This window comes from Rhodococcus sp. 3258, assembly GCF_031456475.1.
Classification (GTDB): Bacteria; Actinomycetota; Actinomycetes; order Mycobacteriales; family Mycobacteriaceae; genus Rhodococcoides; species Rhodococcoides fascians.
This window is the reverse complement of record NZ_JAVDUT010000002.1, coordinates 255,785-271,184: the sequence shown is the minus strand read 5'-3', so window position 1 is coordinate 271,184 and position 15,400 is coordinate 255,785. Positions and strand designations below refer to the sequence as shown.

The window sequence follows — 15,400 nt, the reverse complement described above, 5'->3', positions numbered from 1 at the left end:
CTACGGCAGTGGTGTGGTTGAGTGCCGCCCAGGGCACCTAACCGCACCACTGCCGCAGGCACTAGTGCGAAAAAGCCCGCGCGGTCGAGTGTCCGCCTGATTTCAGACCGTCGATCACCTCGTCGATGGCGATGCACAGCATGCGGCCGAGGTCTGCGCTGAAGCCCTCGCGGACGACGATTCTGAGTACGGCGACGTCGGTGGCGTTGTCGGGCATCGTGTACGCCGGCACCTGCCAGCCGCGGGCGCGCAGTTCGTGGGACACGTCGAACACGGTGAACTCGCAGTTCTCTTTCAACATGAACGACAGGACCGGGATGGCCGATCCGTCGGTGATCACGTCGATGTCGGGATGTCCCGCGAGATGAGTGCTGACGCGAACTGCGGTGTCGCGCAGTGCTTTCATGATGTCGGTGTAGCCGGACCGTCCCAGGCGCAGAAAATTGTAGTACTGGCCGATGACCTGATTGCCCGGCCTCGAGAAGTTCAGCGTGAAGGTGGGCATGTCTCCGCCGAGGTAGTTCACGCGGAACACGAGATCCTCGGGCAAGTCTTCCTTGGTCCGCCAGATGGCGAATCCGATTCCCGGATAGGTCAATCCGTACTTGTGTCCGCTGGCGTTGATGGACTTGACCCGAGGCAGACGGAAGTCCCATTCGTGCTCCGGGTACAGAAACGGTACGACGAACCCACCGCTGGCCGCGTCGACGTGAACCGGTACGTCGGGTCCACCGCCGCCGGCGATCTCGTCGAGGACGGCGCAGATTTCCTGTACCGGTTCGAGTTCACCGGTGAACGTGGTGCCGAGAATCGCCACGACGCCGATGGTGTTCTCGTCCACCGCGTCCCGAACCTGCTCCGGGGTGATGACGTAGCGCCCGCGTTCGACGGGCAGGTACTTGGGTTCGACGTCGAAGTAGCGACAGAATTTCTCCCACACCACCTGGACATTGCTGCCCAACACCAGGTTCGGGGTTCCTGTCCCGGCGCCCTTCGCCCGCCAGCGCCACTTGAGCGCCAACCCCGCCAACATGACTGCTTCACTGGAGCCGATGGTCGAGACGCCGGTGGCCGATGACGGGTCCTCGCGGTCGAGGCCGGGTGCGTGGAACAGATCTGCGACGATGTTGACGCAGCGTTCTTCGATGGCCGCGGTGGACGGGTACTCGTCCTTGTCGATCATGTTCTTGTCGAACGTTTCCGCCATCAGTTTCTCGGCCTGCGGATCCATCCAGGTGGTCACGAACGTCGCCAGGTTGAGGCGTGAGCTGCCGTCGAGCATCAGTTCGTCGTGGATGTAGCGGTAGGCGGCGTCGGGGTCGAGTTGATTCTCGGGGAGTCGCAGTGCGGGTACAGGATCGGTGGCGAGCCGGCCGGTGTAGGCGGCAGAGACGACGCCGTCCGTGTGCAGTTTCCTGGGCATTGTCTTCTCCGATTGCTCGACTGACACCCAACCTAGTCCGCGACGACCGCCGCCGGGCTCGGTTCCGGTCGACGCGCGAAATGCTGAGCGATGACGGTGCACACCATCAGCTGGATCTGATGGAACAGCAACAGCGGCAGGACGATCAACCCGATGGGTTGGCCGACGAAAAGCACAGCGGCCATCGGCAGTCCGCTCGCCAAGCTCTTCTTGGATCCGCAGAACAGCAGCACCAGACGATCCTCGAGCGAGAAACCGAACGACTTGCCTGCGTACCAGGTGATCGTCAGAACGAGGGCGAGCAGCAGGATGCACACGGCGACGACGATGCCGATGCGCCACAGGGCGACCGAGGACCACACGTGTTGGTTCATCGACGCGCTGAAGGCGGAGAAGACGACCAGCAGAATCGATCCCCGGTCGACGAGCTTCGTCGACGCGCTGTGGCGGGTCAGCCAGCCCGTCACCCAGGGTCGGAGCAGCTGACCGACGGCGAACGGGAGCAGCAGCTGCGCAACGATGTCGAGGATCGAGCTGGGATCGATGCTCGCCGAGCCCGTGGTGGTCATCAGCGCGAGCACCAGCAGCGGGGTGACGAACACACCGAGGATGTTGGAGAACGACGCGCTCACCACGGCACCGGCCACGTTGCCTCGGGCGATGGAGGTGAAGGCGATCGAGGATTGGACGGTCGAGGGCACCAGGCAGAGGAACAGCACTCCGGTGTAGAGGTCCTCGCTGAGCAGACTCGGTTCGAGGACCCTCAGGGCCAGGCCGAGCGCGGGGAACAGCAGGTACGTCGACGCCAGGATCACCGAGTGCAAGCGCCAGTGTTTGACGCCTTCCCAGGCGTCACGTGGGGACAGTCGCGCGCCGTAGATGAGAAACAGCAGCCCGATGGCGACGCGTGTCACCCAGCCGAGAACGTCCTCGGCGGTTCCCGACGCGGGGAAGATGCTCGCCAGCGCGGCGACCGCGAAGATGCTCAGCAGGAAGGGATCCAGGACGGTGTCCCGCAACGCTTTCACTCGGCCACTCAGTCCGCAGTGGTGGTGCGGGCACGGTCGGTGAGGGTGTTGAGCGTTCCCGCGATCGTGTCGGCGGCTGCGGTTCCGATGGTCAGTCGATCACCGTTGGCGAAGGTGACGAATGCCGCCGGCCCGGCTTCGGTGGCGACGGCGTAGTTGCCGCGGCCCTTCGCTCGAAGACCCCACCCGCCGAAGTCCTTGGCCGGGTTCACCGTCCGCACCGAGGCACCGGTGATCTCGGCGATGTCGTAATCGAATGCCGCCATTCCCAGGCTCGAGACGTAGAGGCCGTCGCTGTCGATGTGCACGGTGAATCGCAGTAGGGACAGGATCAGGATGGTCAGCGGAACGAACAGAAAGATCGGCCACGGCGAATTCGAGAGGTAGCACGTCACGCCGGCTCCGGCCGCAGACAGCGCGATCACCGTGACTGCGGCGACGCGGCTGGCTCCGACGGGAATCACCAGCGGCAGTTCGAGGCCGCACCGAGGTAGGTCGGTGTGCAGGGGTGCGGTGGCGACGACGCGTTCGCGGTGATCCCGCAGGCGCGTCGCTCCGAACAGTCCGATGGCGAACCCGGCAACGGTACCGACGGCGATGGCCCAGCCGGGAATGGTGACGCTCTGCTCGGTGGGTAGGTCGAGTTCGCGTGCGAGGGTCGCGATCTCCAGCACTCCGATCGTCCCGACGACGGTGAGCCCGATGATCAGCATCGTCCGACGCATGATCAGCAGCACTCGGGCCAGGGCGGCAACCGCGCTCACACCGCCGCCGACCAACACGATGACGATGGCGACGGTCCAGGCGTTGGCGAGCGGATTGGAGAAGTCGTCCGGCTGGGTTCCGCTGAAGTGAGTCGCCACCTGGTCCGGCAGGCGACCTTCCCACAGATAGGCCAGGACGAGGCAGAGAGCGGCAACCGCGAGCGGGAGGACGACGCCGAAGACGACTCCGGCCGGATCGAAGGTGCGCAGACTCTTCTGTTTCATGCGCTCAGCTCGGCTGGCAGGCGTCCTTGAGGCTGCACGAGATGCACGATTGTCCGCATCCGTCGGCCTCGGCGGGTGCCGGCACTGCCGCGGCTGCGCGGGCACCGATGGATCCGCCGGCTGCGGCGATGAACAGCGCTGCAGCGAGGGCAACGACCACTCCGACGACCGCTGCGATGCCGCTCAGTGCGAGTGCGGCTACGCCGCCGATGGCCAGTACCAGCGCAGATGCGGCTGTGGTCGGGCCGGCGACACGGTTCGCGAGGACGAACGTCTCGTCGTCGCGCATTGCCTCGGGGGTACGGACACCGGCGAAACGATTGCGCGGGAGCCGGCCGAGCAGCGACAGGGCAGCGACAGCCCCGACGACGAGGGCGAGCACGAACAACACAACCGAGACGATGACCACCTGGCCAGGATACGGCGCAGCGAGGTCCTGGTACCAGGCGGGCCGCGTCACACTTTAGGCTGGTAGGTGTGACCGATTCCGTTGAAGCATCCACCGAGTCCGTTCCCGAGTACCGCTACACAGCCGAACTCGCCGGGCGCATCGAGGGGCAGTGGCAGGACCTGTGGGAATCGCAGGGCACCTTCGACGCGCCCAACCCGGTCGGAGCGCTCGCCGGAGACGTCCCGAAGGACAAGCTCTTCGTCCAGGACATGTTCCCGTATCCGTCGGGCAGCGGCCTGCATGTCGGGCACCCCTTGGGCTACATCGCCACCGATGTCTTCGCGCGGTACCACCGCATGCAGGGACGCAACGTGCTGCACGCACTGGGCTACGACGCCTTCGGACTGCCCGCCGAGCAGTACGCCGTGCAGACGGGTACGCATCCGCGCAGCACCACCGAGGACAACATCGTCAACATGCGACGCCAGTTGCGTCGCCTGGGTCTCGGGCACGATCGTCGACGGTCCCTGGCGACGACGGATGTCGACTTCTACCACTGGACGCAGTGGATCTTTCTGCAGATCTTCAATGCTTGGTTCGACGACGAGCTCGGCAAGGCGCGCCCCATCTCGGAGCTGGAGGCGGAATTCGCCTCGGGTGAGCGGACCTTGGACGACGGCCGCTCCTGGGAGTCGCTGACCGTCGGTGAACGCCGCGAGGTGATCGACGGCTTCCGTTTGGTGTACGAGTCGAACTCGATGGTCAACTGGTGCCCTGGTCTGGGTACCGTGCTGGCCAACGAGGAGGTCACCGCCGACGGACGTAGCGATCGCGGCAACTTCCCGGTCTTCCGAAAGAACCTGCGCCAGTGGATGATGCGCATCACTGCGTACTCCGATCGGCTGGTCGACGACCTCGAATACCTGGATTGGCCCGAGAAGGTCAAGACCATGCAGCGCAACTGGATCGGGCGCTCCCGCGGTGCGCAGGTCTCGTTCTCCGGGATCGAGGTGTTCACCACTCGACCGGACACACTGTTCGGTGCCACCTACGTGGTGCTGGCGCCCGAGCACGATCTGGTCGACGGCATGGTGGCCGAGCAGTGGCCGGCCGGAATTTCGGACAAGTGGACCGGCGGTGCCGCGACACCGGCCGAAGCCGTTGCCGCATACCGCGCGTCGATCGCCGCGAAGTCCGATCTCGAGCGGCAGGAGAACAAGGAGAAGACCGGCGTCTTCATCGGTGCGTACGCCGAGAACCCGGTCAACGGTGAGCAGGTGCCGGTGTTCATCGCCGATTACGTGCTGACCGGGTACGGCACCGGCGCCATCATGGCCGTTCCGGGCCACGACGCACGTGACTGGGAGTTCGCGACGGCATTCGATCTGCCTGTGCGCGAAGTCATCTCCGGCGGCGACGTCACCGAGGCGGCTTACGTCGGCGACGGTGAGTTGGTGAACTCCGGTTTCCTCGACGGCCTACCGGTCGACGAGGCCAAAGCCGCTGTCATTTCCCGACTGGAGTCGGAAGACAAGGGCCGCGGCACAATTCAGTACAAGCTGCGCGACTGGCTCTTCGCGCGCCAGCGCTACTGGGGCGAGCCGTTCCCGATCGTCTGGGACGCCGAAGGCAACCCGCACGGACTGCCCGATTCTGCTCTGCCGGTAGAACTTCCCGAGATCGAGAACTACGCCCCGGTGTCGTTCGATCCTGACGACGCCAGCTCCGAGCCGTCCCCACCGCTGGCCAAGGCCGACGAGTGGGTCAACGTCGAACTCGATCTGGGCGACGGACTGCAGACCTACACCCGCGACACCAACGTGATGCCGCAGTGGGCCGGCAGCTCCTGGTACCAGCTGCGCTACGTCGACCCCACCAACTCCGAGGCCTTCGCAGACCCGGAGAACGAAAAGTACTGGGTGGGGCCGCGTCCCGAAATCCACGGACCCAACGATCCGGGCGGAGTGGATCTCTACGTCGGTGGCGTCGAGCATGCGGTGTTGCACCTGCTGTACTCGCGCTTCTGGCACAAGGTGCTGTTCGATCTGGGTCACGTCAGCTCCAGCGAGCCCTACCGACGCCTGTACAACCAGGGCTACATCCAGGCCTACGCGTACACCGATTCCCGCGGGGTCTACGTACCTGCAGCCGAGGTCGTCGAACGCGACGGCGGCTACTTCTATCAGGACCAGCCCGTCAACCGTGAGTACGGCAAAATGGGTAAGTCGCTGAAGAACTCGGTCTCACCCGACGAGATCTTCGCCGAGTACGGTGCCGACACCCTGCGTGTCTACGAGATGTCGATGGGTCCGCTGGACACCTCACGCCCGTGGGCGACGAAGGACGTCGTCGGCGCGCAGCGTTTCCTGCAGCGCGTGTGGCGACTGGTGCTCGACGAGGTGACCGGCGAGGTTCGCGTCACCGACGCCAAGCCCACCGAGGACACCCTGCGGGTACTGAACCGCGTGATCGACGGTGTGCACGCGGATTACGCTGCGCTGCGCGACAATACGGCCGGTGCCAAGTTGATCGAGCTGACCAACCACATCACCAAGGCGTACCCGGACGGTGCTCCACGCGGTGTGGTGGAGCCGTTGATCCTGATGCTCGCTCCTTTGGCGCCGCACCTCGCCGAGGACTTGTGGGGCAGGCTCGGACACGAGAAGTCGTTGGCGCACGGGCCATTCCCGCGCGTGGAGAAGAAGTGGTTGGTCGCCGATACCGTCGACTACCCCATCCAGGTCAACGGCAAGGTCCGCAGCCGCATCACGGTGCCCGCCGATGCAACGAAGGACGACGTCGAGAAGACGGCATTGGAAGACGAGAAAATCGTGGCCCTGCTCGACGGCAAGGCCCCGACCAAGATCATCGTGATCCCGGGTCGCATGGTGAACATCGTCCTGAAGTAACTCTCGCCTCCGCCGAACTCGAAGTTATGGATGAAAATCTTGCGATTTCCGTCCATAACTTCGAGCTCGCGGGGGTTTAGTTTGTTGCATGTCACTGGCTGGTAGAGGGTTTGCGTTGAGGCTGATCGCCTCCGTGGTACTGCTTCTCGGGTCCGTAACTCTGGTGAGTGTCCCTGTCGCACAAGCAGATCCGGGACCCGGCTCACCGATTCCTGCCGACGATCCGTTCTACGATTGGGACGGCGGCCTGGACGTCTCCCCGGGAACGGTGCTGCGGTCGAGGCCCATGACGTTCCGTACCCCCACCCAGCCGACGCCGATCACAGGCAGCCAGGTGCTCTACAGGACTACCGACCAGCAGGGCGACGGCGTCGTCACGGTCGCCACAGTGCTGCGGCCCTTGATCCCTGGGCCGACGCGGATCGTCTCGTACCACATGGCGTACGACGCCCTCGGCTCGCAATGCAATCCGTCGTACACCCTCAGCGGCGGGTCCACGAGTCCCATTGCCGGCGCGGAACAGGCGGTCATTGCCGGTTACCTTGCAGCCGGCTACACCGTCGTCGTGCCGGATTACGAGGGCGAGGAGCTCGAATGGACGATCGGGCGGCAGTCGGGCTACGCCGCTCTGGACGGCATTCGTGCGGCGCAGTCCCTCCTGCAGCTTCCGTCGAGCACGCCCGTCGGCATGGTCGGGTACTCCGGTGGATCCGTCCCGACGCAGTGGGGTGCCGAAGTTGCCCCCGAGTACGCGCCCGAGCTGAATCTGGTCGGTGCGGCGGCCGGCGGGCTACCGGTCGACCTGGCTCACAACCTTCCGTACGTCATCGGTAACAGAGAGTGGGCGGGTGTCATCCCGGCACTGATCGTCGCCTACGAGCGTGCGTACGGACTCGACCTGAACAGTTTCATCTCCGACTACGGCTTCGAGGTGATCGACCAGGTCGATCAGGAATGCATTGCCCAGTTCGCCGACGACTACCCGACACTCACCGACGCCTCGATGGTCAAGGCCCCGTACACCTCCCTGCTGGATGTACCCGAGGTGGTGGCGGCGATCGACGACAACATCATGGGCAGCCAGGGCACTCCGCGGACGCCGATGTTTCTGGCCGTCGGTCACGCCGATCCGATCGGCGATACCGTCATGATCACCGGCGATGTGCAGGGACTGGCGTACGGCTACTGCGGCCGGGGCGTGGATGTGCAGTACGCGCAGTACGACGGCCTGACGCACAGCGACGCCTTCCCGGTATTCGAGGCGCAGAGCCTGCAGTTCCTGACCGAACGGTTCAGCGGTGGGCCGACGCACAGCAACTGTGTGACGATCCCGCCCGGCAATGCCTTGACCCCGACTTCGTAGTTCTCTCAGATGGCCCCGAGATCGGCAGACAGCCAGTGTTCGGGGCGCAGGTAGAACACCACGTTCTCCTCGTGCTCACGGTTGGCCATCTCGAGGTAGCCGTCGACCTTCTCCGGGGGCAGGTAGCGGGCTGCCATGGCGCGCAGCAACTCGGGAGTACTCGGCTCCTCTCGCGCCACCGGACCTTCGACGCTGACGTAGCGGATCGTCGGATCGGACTGCTCGATCATCAGAGTGAATCGCCCTGCATTCCTGATCAATTGGGCCTTCTTCGACGTGGCACCGGTCAACACCCAGGCTTCACCGCCGGGGGTGTAGTCGTACCAGATCGGTACCGTCAGCGGGCCACGGTCCGCCCCGGCCGCTACCGAGAGGGCGGCGATATGCGATTCGGCCAGATACTCTTCGCGTTCTGTCTTCGACAGTGCCATGAATCAACCGTAAGACTTCTCCGGGCGAAGTCCCAGACCTGATTCGACGCCCGATGTGGCCTGATCCGGGTCCGCCGTGGACAGTGGAGGGATGCCGATCGACGAGCCGAAGATTGCGGGTAGCCCCGTGGGTCGCCGAGTCGTGCTCGGCCTGGTGGCGGCCGGGGTCGCGGGCATCGTCGGTGGGGGCGCGGTGCAGAAGGGTCTCGCGTCGGTACTCGGGCCGATCGGTAACCACGATCCGACGGGACTGATCGGGCTGATTCCCGTGGGCGACAACTTTCGCTTCTATTCGGTGACGCAGGGCGCGCCGCGCAAGGACGAGAACTCCTATGCCCTGACGGTGGGCGGTTCCGTCGACACACCGCGCACGTTCACGCTGCAGGACCTCCGCTCGATGCCGCAGACGTCACTGGTGCGTGACTTCCAGTGCGTGACGGGATGGCGGGTACCCGAAGTTGCCTGGAGCGGAGTGCGATTGGCGGATGTCCTCGATGCCGTCGCACCCACCGCGTCGGCGACGTCGGTGCGGTTCACCTCGTTCGACGGCACGTATACCGAGAGCCTGACGCTCGAGCAGGCCCGTCGCGACGACGTGCTGGTTGCGTTGACCATGCTCGACGGCCCCGTCACCCACGATCACGGAGGTCCGGTGCGGCTGTTCGTCGCTTCGATGTACGGCTATAAGAGCATCAAGTGGCTCGGCGGAATCGAGTTGACGGACAACGTGGTTCCCGGATACTGGGAGAAACGTGGATACGACATCGATGCGTACGTCGGCGAGTCGAACGGACGTCGAGATGACCCCACGAGCTGACGACCGCGCACGGTTCGACCGGGTAGAACGGTACGTGCACTGGGCAGTCGGGGTCTTGGTGATCGTGTGCATGGTGACCGCGGCGATTCTGTACATCGGGTCACTCGCGGTACTCGTCGGCAATCGCCCGGTGGTGGAGTTCGTGCACGTGTGGTCGGGCTTTCTGCTGCCGATTCCGTTGATCCTCGGTGCAGTCTCACGCAGCTATCGCACGGACCTCGGCCGTCTCAACAGATTCGTCGCCGACGACTGGAAGTGGTTGCGCTCCAAAGCACGTCGACTCGGGGCGGTGGGGGTCGGGAAATTCAACGCCGGCCAGAAGCTGAACGGTGCCCTGAGCGCCGGGTCGATTCTTGTACTCCTCGGTACCGGCGTCGTCATGTACTTCTCGTCGTGGAGTCCACTGCAATGGCGTATCGGTGCAACATTCGTACACGACTGGTTCGCCCTGGGATTCGGCCTACTCGTCGCCGGTCACATCACCTACGCCTGGCGTGACCCGGAAGCAATGCGCGGAATGACACAGGGTGCCGTGACCAGGGAGTGGGCAGAACACGAGCATCCGGAGTGGTGACAACAGTTCTGTCCAGCGTCCTCACCGCGGCCGTATTGCAACACCGGGCATCAGTATTCGCAGGACACCCTGCGCCACTTCGGTTGCGGACTCCGCAGGACGCGTCAGGCAGCGGAAGAGAATGTTGTTGGTCAACATGATTGCGGCTTCGAGTGCCGGTGCGTCGTCGCTGAACACGCCGCTTTCACGTCCGCGTTCGAGGATGGGGACCACAGCGGACGGGAGGTAGAGGTTTTCGATGACCGTCGTGATGGTGCTCGGTTGGTGGAATTGTTCGAAGCTCAACGCGAGCAGCATGCCCGAGCTCATGGCTCGATTGTCGATGACGAACTCGCCCAAAGAAACCAACGTGCGTTGCAGTGCGGTGGCGGGGTCGACTCCGAGGCGTTCGTCGGCGCGACGGAGCCGGAGCACACGGTCGAATTCGGGCTTCAGCGCCGCAACGATGATGTCGACCTTGCTCGGAAACAGTCGTCGAAGGTCTTCTACGCGGATCTTCGCCGCCGCCGCGATGTCGGCCAGGGTGACCAGGAAGTAGCCGTTGTCGACGAACAGAGTTTCGGTCGCCGCGATCACGTCGGCCTCGAGGTCGGGCCGCAGAGCATCCGAGATTTCGCCCGGATCGGGTTGGGCAACGGTGCGATCGGAATGCAGTGGATCTATGGCCCACTGGAGAATCGAGTTGGTGGCCGATGCAACGTCGTCGGAGGACACCGAGCCCGGCGTGAGCACCTCCCGGAGCGCCAACCCGTCGAGCAGAGCCCCGACGACCGCCGAGAGGTTTGTCAGCGACAGTGGTTGGCGCAACGATCCGCCGTGAGCCTGCACCGCTCGGCCGATGATGGATCGCAGGTCGGTGTCGAAGCGCTCGAACTCGGGGATAACGGCTTTTCGGGCACCGTTGTGGTCGGCAGCCAGCAGCACTGCGACGAGGCGACGTCGCATGAGACCGGACGTGAGGTCGTCGAACAGCGCCGACACCGGAGCTTTCACGTCCTGGCTGCCGGCAGGAGCCGCCGTACCGGTGTAATCGAGTGTGAGGTGGTCGAGGAGGTCTTCGACGAAAGCTTCCTTGCCGCCGGACCCGCCGCCGCGAGAGTTACCGGGGTACGTGTTGTGGAAAGTTTGGTGCGACAGCCCCGCGCGTTCGACGACGGCCGAGATCGAGAGCGAACGCGCAAGATCGGTCGTGTCCATCTCACCGAGCAGGCGATATCCGGCCTGAAGGAACTGCTCCCGTGGGAGTGACTTCTGGTTCACCGACTACCGCCTTCGTCCACCTGCACCGCATTGTTGGATCTTGAACTATAGCAATTGGATGGTCCGGTTCCCGTTGTTTAGTTTCAACTAAAGCATGGTGTAGCCGAACATGCTTTGTGGAGTAAAGCCTCGAATAAGCTTGTGTTGCATGGAGTTCGGCAACCGTGGTCAGATTCAGATCGGTCCGTAGGCCGATTGCATGAGGAGGCCAAGATGGTAGCGACGAGTCATCGACCCCAACTTTATTCGCGAGTCTCGGTGTCGAGCGGCGTCCGCTCTCCACTCGCTACCAGGCCCGGCGGAGTGAGGCCCACCCCTGCGCCCGCTCGGGCTGTGCGGGTGTACACCTCACCGGGCCTGACCGCGCGGGAGATCACCGTGCTCAAGGCGTGGCTGGACTGCGATTCCAAGGTCGACGTGGGCGCACGCCTCCACATCGCATTGGGCACCGTCAACACGCACCTGACGAGAATCCGTGACAAGTACTCCCGCGTCGGCCGCGCCGCTCCAACGAAAGCTGCACTCGTCGCGCGCGCCCTGCAAGACGGCATCGTGAAATTGGACGAGCTCTGACGCTGGATTGTCCGCGTTGCTGAAACCTGTGGATGCGTGCCCGAGGTAGTCGGCAGTCGCCGCCCCGGACCGTAGGCGATAGATCATCCGAGTGAATGAGAAGACCCTATTCGTCCACTGGCAAGGGTGAAGAGGGAGATGCAGTCGGTCCTGTGAACAACGCCGGGGTCGAAGCCGTTGTTGTGAGTGGAAACTCGACCCCTGCTACGAAGTTTCGCTCACCTGGTGCGGAGCACCAATTCCGTGGGGTGAGCATCGGCGGGAGTATCGATTGCGTTGCGCACTGCACGGGCAACGGTGCTGGGCTGCAAGAACTTCGAGCCGTCGTACTCCCCGCCTTCGTGCGCGACGATCTCCTGCTGCATCTCGGTGTCGATGCGTCCTGGGTGCACCGAGGTGACGCGCAACGACGGTTCCTCGAGGCGCAGTGCATCAGCGAAGGCGCGGAGCGCGAACTTGCTCGCCGCGTAGGCACCCCAACCGGGGTTGGCGCGTATGCCGGCACCCGAATTGATCAGCACCACATGGCCTTTGGCGGAGCGCAGTGCAGGGAGTAGCAATCGAGTGAGTTCGACGACGGCGATGACGTTCACCTCGTACTGGCGACGCCAATCGTCCGCCGTCGACTCTTCGACCGTCCCGAGTGCTGCCACCCCGGCGTTGTGCACCAACACATCCAGAGAATCGATGTTCGACGCGGCAGCGGCCACCGCGTCCGGATCGGTCAGTTCCACCGGCCACGGGGTGGACCCGGACAGTTCCGACGCAATGGGGGCGAGGGACTCGGTGGACCGACCACCCAGCAACACGTGATGGTCCGGAGCGAGCAATCGAGCGATATGGGCCCCGAGACCCCGGCTTGCTCCGGTCACCAACGCAGTACGAGTCATGAACTCAGGTTAGCTAGAAGCTCATCCCCGCCTCGGATGCCCATGCCTGGGTGGTGTTCGCGCCGTCGAGTTCCTCGCGAATGATGTCCGCGTGGCCGGCGTGCTGAGAGATTTCGCGAAGGATGTGCAGAACCGTGAATCGTGCACTTTGCCAGATTCGTTCGGGTGCCCACGGCGCCGTCGGGACAGGTACCGACAGGTCGAGGTCCAAAGTTTCCAGGGCTGCCGAGGTGGCACCGGCCACCTCTTCCCATTCGGCGACGAGTCCGGCGACGGTCTCGTTTTCGGCCATCACGTACTCGCTGCCGGCGGCGGCCATGTCGAATTCGGCCGTCTCGTCCAGCTCTGCGATCACTGTCATCCAGTGGCGCTCGTTGCTGATCACGTGGTGCAGCAGTCCGCCGAGGGTCAGCTCGCTCGCGGTGGTGCGGGTGCGTGCCTGTTCCTCGCTGATGCCGCGGACGGTGATGAGAAAGTTCGCGCGCTGTTCGGCGAGCATTTTCTGGATGTCGGTGTTCTCGGTGGCCATCGTTTTCCTCCTGGTAGCTGGTGAAACTCATACTAGGAGCGATCGCGGACACGTTCGGTCCGCAATCCAACCGAGCAGAAATCGGCCGCCGGACGCAAACTATCTGCATGGGCGATCGCGGTTTCACTTCCACGCAGCTGGCCGCACGTGCGGCGTATCTGCTCCGAGGCAACGACCTGGGCACCATGACCAGCGCAGCACCCAGGTTGTACCCGCACATGTGGAGCTGGGACGCCGCATTCGTTTCCGTCGGCTTGGCACCGTTGAGCGTCGAGCGGGCCGTCGTGGAGATGGACACGTTGCTGTCGGCGCAGTGGAAGAACGGGATGATTCCGCACATCGTGTTCGCCAACGGTGTCGACGGCTACTTCCCCGGCCCTGCGCGGTGGGCCACCGGGACGCTGGCGACCCACGCTCCGATGAGTCCGCAGACCTCCGGAATCACCCAACCGCCCGTCCACGCGATCGCCGTGCAGCGCATCCTGGATCACTCCAAACGCCACGGCCGCACGACGCGAGCGGTGGCGGAGGAGTTCCTCGATCGCCGCTGGGGTGATCTGGTGCGGTGGCATCGTTGGCTCGCCCAGGCCCGCGACGTCGACGACAACGGACGCATCGCGCTGTTCCATGGCTGGGAGTCCGGTATGGACAATTCGCCGCGATGGGATTCGGCCTACGCCAATGTGGTTGCCGGCGAGATGGATCCGTATTTTCGCGAGGACAAGGCGGTCATCACGGACTCGTCTCAGCGGCCCAGCAATCTCGAGTACGACCGCTACATCTGGTTGGTGGAGGAGATGAAACAGGTTGGCTACGACGACGATGCGTTGAAGACCAAGATGAGCTTCGCCGTCGAGGATGTGTTCGTCAGTGCCATCTTCGCGGTCGCGTGCGACGTCCTCGCCACCATCGGAGAGGACCACTCGCGGCCGCGCTCGGATGTGCGCGAATTGCGCGGGTGGGCAGACAAGTTCCGCAAGGGAGTCATCGCGACCACCGACACGCGTTCGGGCGGGGCACGAGATTTCGATCTGCGGACGGGTCAGTGGATCGGCACCGAGACCATTGCCATGTTCGCGCCGCTGCTGTGCGGAGGACTGCCGCGCGAGCAGGAGCGCAATCTCATTCGGATCTTCGAGGGCACCCGGTTCTGCGGGCATCCGGATCTGCGGTACGCGGTACCGCCGTCGACGTCCCCGGTGTCGAAGGACTTCCGTGCTCGCGAGTACTGGCGTGGACCGGTGTGGCCGGTGATGACATGGCTGTTCTCGTGGGCTTTCGCACGCCGCGGGTGGTCGGAGCGATCACTGTCTTTGCGAGACGAGGGTCTGCGTCAGGCGAGTGACGGCAGTTTCGCCGAGTACTACGAGCCGTTCACCGGCAAGCCGCTCGGCAGCATGCAGCAGTCCTGGACGGCCGCTGCCGTGCTGGATTGGCTCGGATGAGTCGGCCGGGTCAGCCGAGGTAGCTGTCGACCAGCGGGCCGACGACGTCGAACGCGGTGGCGTCGGGCACGAGGTACTTGGCGATCGTGCCGCAGACGAAGGGGTGCCACGCGGAACCTGAGTCGGTTCCCATCGAGGAGACGGCGAGGATGTCACCGAAGTAGATGCCCGGCAGGTGTCGCTGGGCGAGTTCGTCGTTGTGCGAGGCAACGGCGAGCAACTCTTCGGCGTGGCTGCGATCGATGTCGTCGCCCATGGACCCGAGCAGGTCGGCGCTGTCGGCGCTGGACCGAACGGGGTCGCTGTCGAGCAACGTCAGTGCACCGACCGTGACGCCGCGACTCTGCAGCTCGACGGCGATGGCGTGCGCGAGTACTCCACCGAAGGACGTGCCCAGCAGGTGCACGGCCCCGTCGGTCTGGATGCGAACGATGTCGTCGGCGTACTGCGAGGCCAAGGCGACGAGGGACTCCGCGAGCTCTCCCGACGTCGGGACCTGGACGCCGTAGATGGGACGCGCGTCGTCGACATGTGCTGCGAGTTCCGCGTAGCAGTCGACCAGCCCGACGAGGGGGTGGATGCAGAACACCGGGTCGAGGTGGCCGGCCGTACGAATCGGTGCGATGGTCGGCACCGCGTAATCGGACGGGTCGAGTTCCGTGAGAGCCACGTGGATGCGATCGTTCACGACAGTCATGGGTGCGCCTCCGAGCCAAGAGAAGTAGTTCGTGTTTCTATGGTTTGTTCGTGCCGACTCTGGGTATGTCGCCGTCGGCAG

Annotated in this window: 15 protein-coding genes; 6 read left to right on the top strand and 9 right to left on the bottom strand. The window is 64.4% G+C overall.

The features are described from left to right. Positions 1 to 61: 61 nt before the first annotated feature. The 4 genes from J2X62_RS08750 to J2X62_RS08735 are packed head-to-tail and all read right to left on the bottom strand — an operon-like array spanning position 62 to position 3,849. Positions 62 to 1,423 carry a glutamate decarboxylase gene (locus J2X62_RS08750; protein ID WP_094665886.1) on the bottom strand — a complete coding sequence of 454 codons (1,362 nt, stop codon included), beginning with the start codon at positions 1,421 to 1,423 and terminating at the stop codon, positions 62 to 64. 32 nt (positions 1,424 to 1,455) lie between these two features. Next, positions 1,456 to 2,451: a bile acid:sodium symporter family protein gene (locus J2X62_RS08745; protein WP_094665885.1), complete on the bottom strand. Its 996-nt coding sequence runs from the start codon at positions 2,449 to 2,451 to the stop codon at positions 1,456 to 1,458. Between the two features lie 8 nt (positions 2,452 to 2,459). Next, on the bottom strand, positions 2,460 to 3,440 hold the full coding sequence (locus J2X62_RS08740) for a DUF1648 domain-containing protein (protein WP_310179753.1): 981 nt from the start codon (positions 3,438 to 3,440) through the stop codon (positions 2,460 to 2,462). Positions 3,441 to 3,444: 4 nt separating this feature from the next. Further along, positions 3,445 to 3,849 carry an SdpI family protein gene (locus tag J2X62_RS08735; RefSeq protein WP_027495026.1) on the bottom strand — a complete coding sequence of 135 codons (405 nt, stop codon included), beginning with the start codon at positions 3,847 to 3,849 and terminating at the stop codon, positions 3,445 to 3,447. A 68-nt stretch (positions 3,850 to 3,917) separates the two neighbouring features. Between J2X62_RS08735 and leuS the strand changes: the two genes are divergently transcribed. Continuing rightward, complete coding sequence (leuS, locus tag J2X62_RS08730) at positions 3,918 to 6,740, top strand: leucine--tRNA ligase (protein ID WP_310179752.1); 2,823 nt, start codon at positions 3,918 to 3,920, stop codon at positions 6,738 to 6,740. An 88-nt stretch (positions 6,741 to 6,828) separates the two neighbouring features. Continuing rightward, a complete protein-coding gene (locus J2X62_RS08725; protein ID WP_310179749.1) occupies positions 6,829 to 8,103 on the top strand; it encodes a lipase family protein in 1,275 nt (424 codons plus the stop codon). Positions 8,104 to 8,108: 5 nt separating this feature from the next. On the opposite strand, the gene J2X62_RS08720 is transcribed toward J2X62_RS08725, so the two are convergent. Continuing rightward, complete coding sequence (locus J2X62_RS08720; protein WP_222063333.1) at positions 8,109 to 8,534, bottom strand: pyridoxamine 5'-phosphate oxidase family protein; 426 nt, start codon at positions 8,532 to 8,534, stop codon at positions 8,109 to 8,111. A gap of 91 nt (positions 8,535 to 8,625) precedes the next feature. Here J2X62_RS08720 and J2X62_RS08715 point away from each other — a divergent pair, with 91 nt between their 5' ends. Both J2X62_RS08715 and J2X62_RS08710 read left to right on the top strand, forming a co-directional pair. Continuing rightward, the gene (locus tag J2X62_RS08715; RefSeq protein WP_094693119.1) at positions 8,626 to 9,351 is read left to right on the top strand and encodes a molybdopterin-dependent oxidoreductase; all 726 of its coding nucleotides are present in this window, start codon (positions 8,626 to 8,628) and stop codon (positions 9,349 to 9,351) included. Then, positions 9,335 to 9,925, top strand: coding sequence for a cytochrome b/b6 domain-containing protein (locus J2X62_RS08710; RefSeq protein WP_310179746.1), 591 nt, complete (start codon positions 9,335 to 9,337; stop codon positions 9,923 to 9,925). Before J2X62_RS08715 ends, J2X62_RS08710 begins: the two co-directional genes overlap by 17 nt. Positions 9,926 to 9,946: 21 nt before the next feature. Here the strand turns inward: J2X62_RS08710 and J2X62_RS08705 are convergent, their stop codons facing one another. Continuing rightward, a complete protein-coding gene (locus J2X62_RS08705) occupies positions 9,947 to 11,185 on the bottom strand; it encodes a TetR/AcrR family transcriptional regulator (protein ID WP_310179744.1) in 1,239 nt (412 codons plus the stop codon). A gap of 303 nt (positions 11,186 to 11,488) precedes the next feature. Here J2X62_RS08705 and J2X62_RS08700 point away from each other — a divergent pair, with 303 nt between their 5' ends. Next, positions 11,489 to 11,758 (top strand): LuxR C-terminal-related transcriptional regulator, encoded by a 270-nt coding sequence (locus tag J2X62_RS08700; RefSeq protein WP_370878644.1) that lies wholly within the window; start codon positions 11,489 to 11,491, stop codon positions 11,756 to 11,758. A 218-nt stretch (positions 11,759 to 11,976) separates the two neighbouring features. On the opposite strand, the gene J2X62_RS08695 is transcribed toward J2X62_RS08700, so the two are convergent. Beyond that, positions 11,977 to 12,648 carry an SDR family oxidoreductase gene (locus J2X62_RS08695; protein WP_032399372.1) on the bottom strand — a complete coding sequence of 224 codons (672 nt, stop codon included), beginning with the start codon at positions 12,646 to 12,648 and terminating at the stop codon, positions 11,977 to 11,979. A gap of 13 nt (positions 12,649 to 12,661) precedes the next feature. Next, positions 12,662 to 13,177 (bottom strand): DinB family protein, encoded by a 516-nt coding sequence (locus tag J2X62_RS08690; protein WP_027495035.1) that lies wholly within the window; start codon positions 13,175 to 13,177, stop codon positions 12,662 to 12,664. A 107-nt stretch (positions 13,178 to 13,284) separates the two neighbouring features. Between J2X62_RS08690 and J2X62_RS08685 the strand changes: the two genes are divergently transcribed. After that, positions 13,285 to 14,622 carry an amylo-alpha-1,6-glucosidase gene (locus tag J2X62_RS08685; RefSeq protein ID WP_167328992.1) on the top strand — a complete coding sequence of 446 codons (1,338 nt, stop codon included), beginning with the start codon at positions 13,285 to 13,287 and terminating at the stop codon, positions 14,620 to 14,622. A gap of 10 nt (positions 14,623 to 14,632) precedes the next feature. Here J2X62_RS08685 and J2X62_RS08680 read toward each other — a convergent pair whose 3' ends face one another. Next, positions 14,633 to 15,319, bottom strand: a complete 687-nt coding sequence (locus J2X62_RS08680) for a thioesterase domain-containing protein (protein ID WP_032371378.1) — start codon at positions 15,317 to 15,319, stop codon at positions 14,633 to 14,635. Positions 15,320 to 15,400: the final 81 nt, after the last annotated feature.

Excerpts from the sequence above, each read along its gene's own strand:
- J2X62_RS08685 (WP_167328992.1), top strand. The coding sequence starts at position 13,285 with ATGGGCGATCGCGGTTTCACTTCCACGCAGCTGGCCGCACGTGCGGCG.
- J2X62_RS08720 (WP_222063333.1), bottom strand. The coding sequence starts at position 8,534 with ATGGCACTGTCGAAGACAGAACGCGAAGAGTATCTGGCCGAATCGCAT.
- J2X62_RS08695 (WP_032399372.1), bottom strand. The coding sequence starts at position 12,648 with ATGACTCGTACTGCGTTGGTGACCGGAGCAAGCCGGGGTCTCGGGGCC.
- J2X62_RS08680 (WP_032371378.1), bottom strand. The coding sequence starts at position 15,319 with ATGACTGTCGTGAACGATCGCATCCACGTGGCTCTCACGGAACTCGAC.
- J2X62_RS08725 (WP_310179749.1), top strand. The coding sequence starts at position 6,829 with ATGTCACTGGCTGGTAGAGGGTTTGCGTTGAGGCTGATCGCCTCCGTG.
- J2X62_RS08710 (WP_310179746.1), top strand. The coding sequence starts at position 9,335 with ATGACCCCACGAGCTGACGACCGCGCACGGTTCGACCGGGTAGAACGG.
- J2X62_RS08690 (WP_027495035.1), bottom strand. The coding sequence starts at position 13,177 with ATGGCCACCGAGAACACCGACATCCAGAAAATGCTCGCCGAACAGCGC.
- J2X62_RS08740 (WP_310179753.1), bottom strand. The coding sequence starts at position 3,440 with ATGAAACAGAAGAGTCTGCGCACCTTCGATCCGGCCGGAGTCGTCTTC.
- J2X62_RS08715 (WP_094693119.1), top strand. The coding sequence starts at position 8,626 with ATGCCGATCGACGAGCCGAAGATTGCGGGTAGCCCCGTGGGTCGCCGA.
- J2X62_RS08750 (WP_094665886.1), bottom strand. The coding sequence starts at position 1,423 with ATGCCCAGGAAACTGCACACGGACGGCGTCGTCTCTGCCGCCTACACC.